Source organism: Streptomyces recifensis (assembly GCF_002154615.1).
Lineage (GTDB): Bacteria > Actinomycetota > Actinomycetes > Streptomycetales > Streptomycetaceae > Streptomyces > Streptomyces griseoluteus.
The window spans coordinates 1-5750 of sequence record NZ_MUNH01000107.1 but is presented as its reverse complement, the minus strand read 5'-3'; the positions used below and the strand labels follow the sequence as shown (position 1 = coordinate 5750).

At 74.6% G+C, this 5750-nt stretch carries 6 protein-coding genes, 1 other RNA gene and 1 pseudogene; 4 read left to right on the top strand and 4 right to left on the bottom strand.

The window, feature by feature from the left end; translation table 11 throughout:
- A partial coding sequence (locus CCN33_RS06860) for a DoxX family membrane protein (RefSeq protein ID WP_086692281.1) occupies nt 1–468 on the top strand: 468 nt, incomplete at its 5' end.
- 31 nt (nt 469–499) lie between these two features.
- Here CCN33_RS06860 and rnpB read toward each other — a convergent pair.
- Nucleotides 500–900: RNase P RNA component class A (gene rnpB, locus CCN33_RS06855), an RNA gene on the bottom strand.
- 96 nt (nt 901–996) lie between these two features.
- Here rnpB and yaaA point away from each other — a divergent pair.
- Both yaaA and CCN33_RS06845 read left to right on the top strand, forming a co-directional pair.
- Complete coding sequence (yaaA, locus tag CCN33_RS06850; RefSeq protein WP_086692279.1) at nt 997–1779, top strand: peroxide stress protein YaaA; 783 nt, start codon at nt 997–999, stop codon at nt 1777–1779.
- A gap of 70 nt (nt 1780–1849) precedes the next feature.
- Nucleotides 1850–2506 carry a bifunctional 4-hydroxy-2-oxoglutarate aldolase/2-dehydro-3-deoxy-phosphogluconate aldolase gene (locus CCN33_RS06845; RefSeq protein ID WP_086692283.1) on the top strand — a complete coding sequence of 219 codons (657 nt, stop codon included), beginning with the start codon at nt 1850–1852 and terminating at the stop codon, nt 2504–2506.
- On the opposite strand, the gene CCN33_RS06840 is transcribed toward CCN33_RS06845, so the two are convergent.
- Genes CCN33_RS06840 through CCN33_RS06830 form a run of 3 tightly spaced genes read right to left on the bottom strand, consistent with a single transcriptional unit; the run spans nt 2478 to nt 5379 of the window.
- The gene (locus CCN33_RS06840; RefSeq protein WP_086692277.1) at nt 2478–3740 is read right to left on the bottom strand and encodes a bifunctional RNase H/acid phosphatase; all 1263 of its coding nucleotides are present in this window, start codon (nt 3738–3740) and stop codon (nt 2478–2480) included. The genes CCN33_RS06845 and CCN33_RS06840 overlap by 29 nt on opposite strands.
- 23 nt (nt 3741–3763) lie before the next feature.
- On the bottom strand, nt 3764–4507 hold the full coding sequence (locus tag CCN33_RS06835; RefSeq protein WP_086692274.1) for a CT398-like coiled coil hairpin domain-containing protein: 744 nt from the start codon (nt 4505–4507) through the stop codon (nt 3764–3766).
- A complete protein-coding gene (locus CCN33_RS06830) occupies nt 4504–5379 on the bottom strand; it encodes a Nif3-like dinuclear metal center hexameric protein (protein ID WP_086692273.1) in 876 nt (291 codons plus the stop codon). Before CCN33_RS06830 ends, CCN33_RS06835 begins: the two co-directional genes overlap by 4 nt.
- A 185-nt stretch (nt 5380–5564) precedes the next feature.
- Here CCN33_RS06830 and CCN33_RS06825 point away from each other — a divergent pair.
- A pseudogene (locus CCN33_RS06825) lies at nt 5565–5750 on the top strand (hypothetical protein); the annotation flags it as partial.

Genomic DNA, 5750 nt, shown 5'->3' with positions numbered 1-5750 from the left:
GCGCAGAAGCTGTTCGGCTGGTTCGGCGGCCACGGGCTGGTGGGCACCGGCCAGTTCATGGAGTCCGTGGGCTTCGCCCCGGGCAAGGCGAGCGCGACGGCGGCGGGGGTCGCGGAGGCGGGCGGCGGCGTCCTGCTGGCCCTCGGCCTGGCGACGCCCGTCGCGGGCGCGTCGGCGGCCGGCGCGATGGCGGGCGCGGCGGCCCTCCACGTCCCCAACGGCTTCTTCGCCCAGGAGGGCGGCTACGAGTACGCCGCCAGCCTCGGCCTCGCCGCAGCCGGCCTCGCCGTCACCGGCCCGGGCCGCCTCTCCCTCGACCATCTCCTCGGCCACGTCTTCGACCGGAACTGGATGGTCCCCGCGGCCCTGGGCGTCACGGCGGCGGCCACGGCCCTGGTCATCGGCGCCCGCAGCCGCCGGCTGCGGCAGACGGTGGTCACTGAGCAGGAAGTGCTGTTCGAGGAGTAGAGCCCCAGGGGGCCTCTCGGGAGGGATACGACAGACGAGTCGAGCTGTACGCCGGGTTCTGTACCGGGGGCCCTCGCGGGCGTCCCGGTGACGGCCATCCATCTAGGGCCGGTGTTGCCACCGGCCTCGTGCGGTCTACCCGCGGACTCGGGCGGGCAGCCCTCGATCGTCCGCGCAGAAACACCGGGGTGTTTCCTTTTGACCTTGCTCCGGGTGGGGTTTACCTAGCTGCCCAGGTCACCCTGGGCACTGGTGGTCTCTTACACCACCGTTTCACCCTTACCCCGCGCCGAGGCGCGGGGCGGTCTGTTCTCTGTGGCACTGTCCCGCGAGTCGCCTCGGGTGGCCGTTAGCCACCACCCTGCCCTGTGGAGCCCGGACGTTCCTCGGGAAGCCCCGTAAGGGACTACACGCGGCCGTCCGCCCGGCTCGTCTGCCGTGCCGACCATGGTACCGGGCCGGGCGGGCGGCACGGACCGGCGCCCGGGGCCCGTACGCTGGCGCGGAGGCCGAGAGAAGGAGTTGTCCGTGCTGGTCCTGCTGCCCCCGTCGGAGGGAAAGGCGTCCTCGGGCCGGGGTGCCCCGCTGAAGCCCGATTCGCTGTCCCTGCCCGGTCTCGCCGCCGCCCGGCAGGCCGTGCTCGCCGAGTTGGTCGAGCTGTGCGCCGGGGACGAGGAGAAGGCCCGCGAGGTACTGGGACTGAGCGAGGGGCTGCGCGGCGAGGTCGCCAAGAACGCCGGCCTGCTCACGGCCGGGGCCCGCCCGGCGGGCGAGATCTACACCGGCGTCCTGTACGACGCCCTCGGCCTGGCCACCCTCGACCCCGCGGCCAAGCGCCGCGCGGCCCGCTCGCTGCTGGTGTTCTCCGGCCTCTGGGGCGCGATCGGCGTCACCGACCGCATCCCCTCCTACCGCTGCTCGATGGGCGTCAGGCTGCCCGGTCTCGGCGCGCTCGCCGGGCACTGGCGGGCCCCGATGGCCGAGGTGCTGCCCGAGGCGGCCGGGGACGGGCTCGTCCTCGACCTGCGCTCCGCCGCGTACGCCGCCGCCTGGAAGCCCAAGGGCGAGGTCGCGGGACGCACCGCGACGGTACGGGTACTGCACGCGCCCACCCGCAAGGTGGTCAGCCACTTCAACAAGGCGACCAAGGGCCGGGTCGTCCGCGCTCTGCTCACCGGGGGGATCGCGCCGAAGGGCCCGGCCGAGCTGGTCGTCGCGCTGCGGGACCTCGGGTACGAGGTGGAGGCGGCGGCGCCGGAGAAGGCCGGGAAGCCCTGGGCGCTGGACGTGCTGGTGGACGACGTTCACTGAGCTCCGAGCTTCGTTGCAGCATGTGCAACGTCCGTTGCGCACACTGCTCCTCCTGGGCACGATGGCGTCCATGACCTCACCCGCGCCCTCTCCCGCCTCCGTACTGGACCTCGCACCCGTCCTCCCCGTCGTCGTGCTCTCCGACGCCGCCGACGCCGTGCCGCTGGCGCGGGCGCTGGTCGCCGGGGGGCTGCCCGCGATCGAGGTCACGCTGCGCACGCCGGCCGCGCTGGACGGCATCCGGGCCATCGCCGAGGAGGTGCCCGAGGCGGTGGTGGGCGCGGGGACGGTGATCACTCCGGACCAGGTGAGCCGGTGCGTGGCGGCGGGGGCGCGGTTCCTCGTCTCCCCCGGCTGGACCGAGTCGCTGCTGGCCGCCATGCAGGAGTCCGGGGTGCCGTTCCTGCCGGGGGTGTCCACCACCTCGGAGGTGGTGGCGCTGCTGGAGCGCGGGGTGCGCGAGATGAAGTTCTTCCCGGCGCGGGCCGCGGGGGGTACGGCATATCTGAAGTCCCTCGCGGGGCCGTTGCCCGACGCCCGCTTCTGTCCCACGGGCGGGATCGCGGAGGCGAGCGCGCCGGAGTATCTGGCGCTGCCCAACGTGGGCTGCGTGGGCGGCAGTTGGATGGTCCCGGCGGACGCGGTGGCCGCCGGGGACTGGGCCCGGATCGAGGAGCTGGCGCGGGGTGCGGCCGGGCTCAGGGACGCAGGTGGGACGTGTCGTTGAACAGCCGTACGCTCGCGTTCCCGTCGGCGTAGTACGCCACCGCCGACAGCGAGGCGGCCGACAGCTCCATCCGGAAGAGGGACTCGGGCGGGGCGCCCAGGGCGAGGCGCAGCAGGGTCTTGATCGGCGTGACGTGGGTGACCAGCAGCACCGTGCGGCCCGCGTACTCGGTGACCAGCCGGGCGCGGGTCTCCTCGATCCGCTCGGCGGTCTGGGCGAAGCTCTCGCCGCCACCGGTGGGACGTGCCTCCGGGTCGCCGAGCCAGGCGGTCAGGTCGTCCGGGTAGCGCTCGCGGGCCTCCCCGAAGGTCAGCCCCTCCCACGCGCCGAAGTCCGTCTCGCGCAGCCCGTCGTCCACGCGCACGTCCAGCCCCAGCCGGGCGGCGACGATCCCGGCGGTCTCCCGCGTGCGGGCCAGTGGCGAGGCGACGACCGCCTGGACGGTCCCCCGCCGCGCCAGCGTCTCCGCCACCAGCCGCGCCTGCTCCCGCCCCACCTCGGACAACGCGGGATCACTCCCGCCGCTCCCGGAGAACCGCTTCTGCGGAGTGAGCGGCGTCTCCCCGTGCCGCAGCAGCACGAAGGTCGCGGGCGCCCCGAGATCGGGAGCCGCACTCCAGCCGGGCGAGGAGGTGGTGGCGGAGGCGACGGTACGCGCGGCACGGGCGTCGCTCGGAGCGGCCCCGGCCGACTCCACCGGCTCGGAAGCGGGCACGGCCCGCCCCCGGGCCAGAGCCGCCCTCGCGGCCGCCGCCCCCGCGCGGGCATCCCCGGGGGGACCCTGGGGCTCGGCGGCCACCGGAGGCCGGGGCGTCCACACCTCGCCCTTCGCGCCCGCGTCCATCGCCTCGTTCGCCAGCCGGTCGGCGTGTTTGTTGCGTTCGCGAGGTATCCACTCGTAGGTGACCCGGCCGGGCGGGAAGACGCCGCGGGCCTCGGCGGCGAGGGGCTTCATGTCGGGGTGCTTGATCTTCCAGCGGCCCGACATCTGCTCGACGACCAGCTTGGAGTCCATGCGGACGGCGACCCGCGCCTCGGGGTCGAGGGCGTGGGCGGCGCGCAGGCCGGCGAGGAGACCGCGGTACTCGGCGACGTTGTTGGTGGCCACGCCGATGAACTCGGCGGCCTCGGCCAGGGTCTCCCCCGTGGCCGCGTCACTCACGGCGGCCCCGTACCCCGCCGGGCCCGGGTTGCCCCGCGACCCGCCGTCGGCCTCGACGACGAACTCCCGCACGCCCAGTGCTCCTTACCGGCCGGCTACAGACCCGACTCCGCCGTGCGCACCAGGATGCGGTGGCAGTTCTCGCAGCGGACCACCGCGTCGCGCGCGGCCGCGCGGATCTCGCTCAGCTCGGTGATCGCCAGCTCCTGGCGGCAGCCCTGGCAGGTGCGGGCGTACAGCTTGGCCGCGCCGATGCCGCCGCCCTGGACGCGCAGACGGTCGTACAACTTGAGCAGGTCGGCCGGGACGGACGCGGAGACGACCTCGCGCTCCTTGGTCACCGCGGCGGCCTCGTCGTCCAGCTCGCGGAACGCGGCGTCGCGGCGCGCGGTGGCGTCGTCGGACTTGGCCTGCACGGAGGCGACCCGCTCGGTCAGCTCGGCGACCCGCGCCTGCGCGGCCTCGCGGCGCTCCATGACCTCGAGGACGACGTCCTCCAGGTCGCCCTGGCGCTTGGCGAGGGAGGCGATCTCGTGCTGGAGGCCGGTGAGGTCCTTGGGCGAGGTGACCGCGCCGGAGTCCAGGCGCTGCTGGTCACGGGTGGCGCGGCGGCGCACCTGCTCCACGTCCTGCTCGGCCTTGGTCTGCTCGCGGGCGCAGTCGCTCTCCTCGGTCTGCGCGGCCACCAGCAGGTCGCGGAGCTGGACGAGGTCCTTGCCCAGCGTCTCGATCTCGGCGTGCTCGGGGAGCGACTTCCGCTTGTGCGCGAGCTGCTGGAGGCGGACGTCGAGGGCCTGGACGTCGAGGAGTCGGATCTGGTCGGCGGGCTCGGCGTTCAGTTGGGGGCTCCCATGGGGCTAGTGGTGACGGGGGACGCCGCGTGGGCGGTCCAGGGGTCGGTGACCGTCTTGGACACGTGGACGCGGAGGCCCCAGTCGTGACGGTCGGAGATCTGGTCGAGTTCGGCCGCGGCCAGCTCGCACCAGGGCCACTCGGTGGCCCAGTGGGCCGCGTCGAGGAGCGCGAGCGGGCGCTCGGCGACGGACGCGGTGACCGAGACGAACTCCGACGCGGGGTGGTGGCGCAGGTCGGCGGTGAGGAAGGCGTCCACACCGGCCGCGCGGACCCGGTCGAAGAGGCTGTCGCCGGAGCCGCCGCTGACGGCGACCGTACGGACGACGGCGTCGGGGTCGCCGGCCACCCGGATGCCCTGCGCGGTGGCGGGCAGCCGTTCGGCGGCGCGCTCGGCCAGCTCACGCACGGTCAGCGGGTGGTCCAGCTCGCAGATCCGGCCCAGGCCCCGGCGTCCGGCCGGGTCGTCGGGGTCGGGTACGAGGGGACCGGTGACCCGGAGGTCCAGCGCGCCGGCGAGGGCGTCGGACACTCCGGGGTCGGCCTTGTCGGCGTTGGTGTGCGCGACGTGCAGGGCGACGTCGTTCTTGATCAGCGTGTGCACGACGCGGCCCTTGGGGGTGCCGGCCGCCACCGTGGTCGTCCCCCGCAGGTAGAGCGGGTGGTGGGTGACGAGCAGGTCCGCGCCGAGCCGTACGGCCTCGTCGGCGACCTCCTGCACCGGGTCCACGGCGAACAGGACGCGGGTGACCTCCTGGCCGGGATCGCCCGTGACCGTGCCGACCGCGTCCCAGGACTCGGCCCGCTCGGCGGGCCACAGGGTCTCCAGCGCGGCGATGACTTCAGACAGACGGGGCACGAGGAAAGGCTACCTGTCCGTCCAGGGGGGCCGTACCGCGAACGGCGGCCCCGGGCCCGGTACGCCCACACCCGCCCTCTCCTCAGACGAATCGCTTCTGCGCCACCCGTATGTGTGAAGTGGTCCGGACCCGGCCCCCGGCCGTGCGTACGAAAACTAGCTTCGTCGCCGGAGGTGACCGAACCATGACGGCCTGTGCGATCGAATCCCCGTCGACCGGCGCGGAACACGAGGCGCCCACGACGCGGTACGCCATCACGGCGGACGGCGCGTACGCCGCCCGGCTCGCGCTGGACGGGGAGAACTGGTTCCCGGAGCGCTGGACGCTGGACGGCCCGGAGCCGTACGCGGTGCCGCTGCCCGGCGGGCAG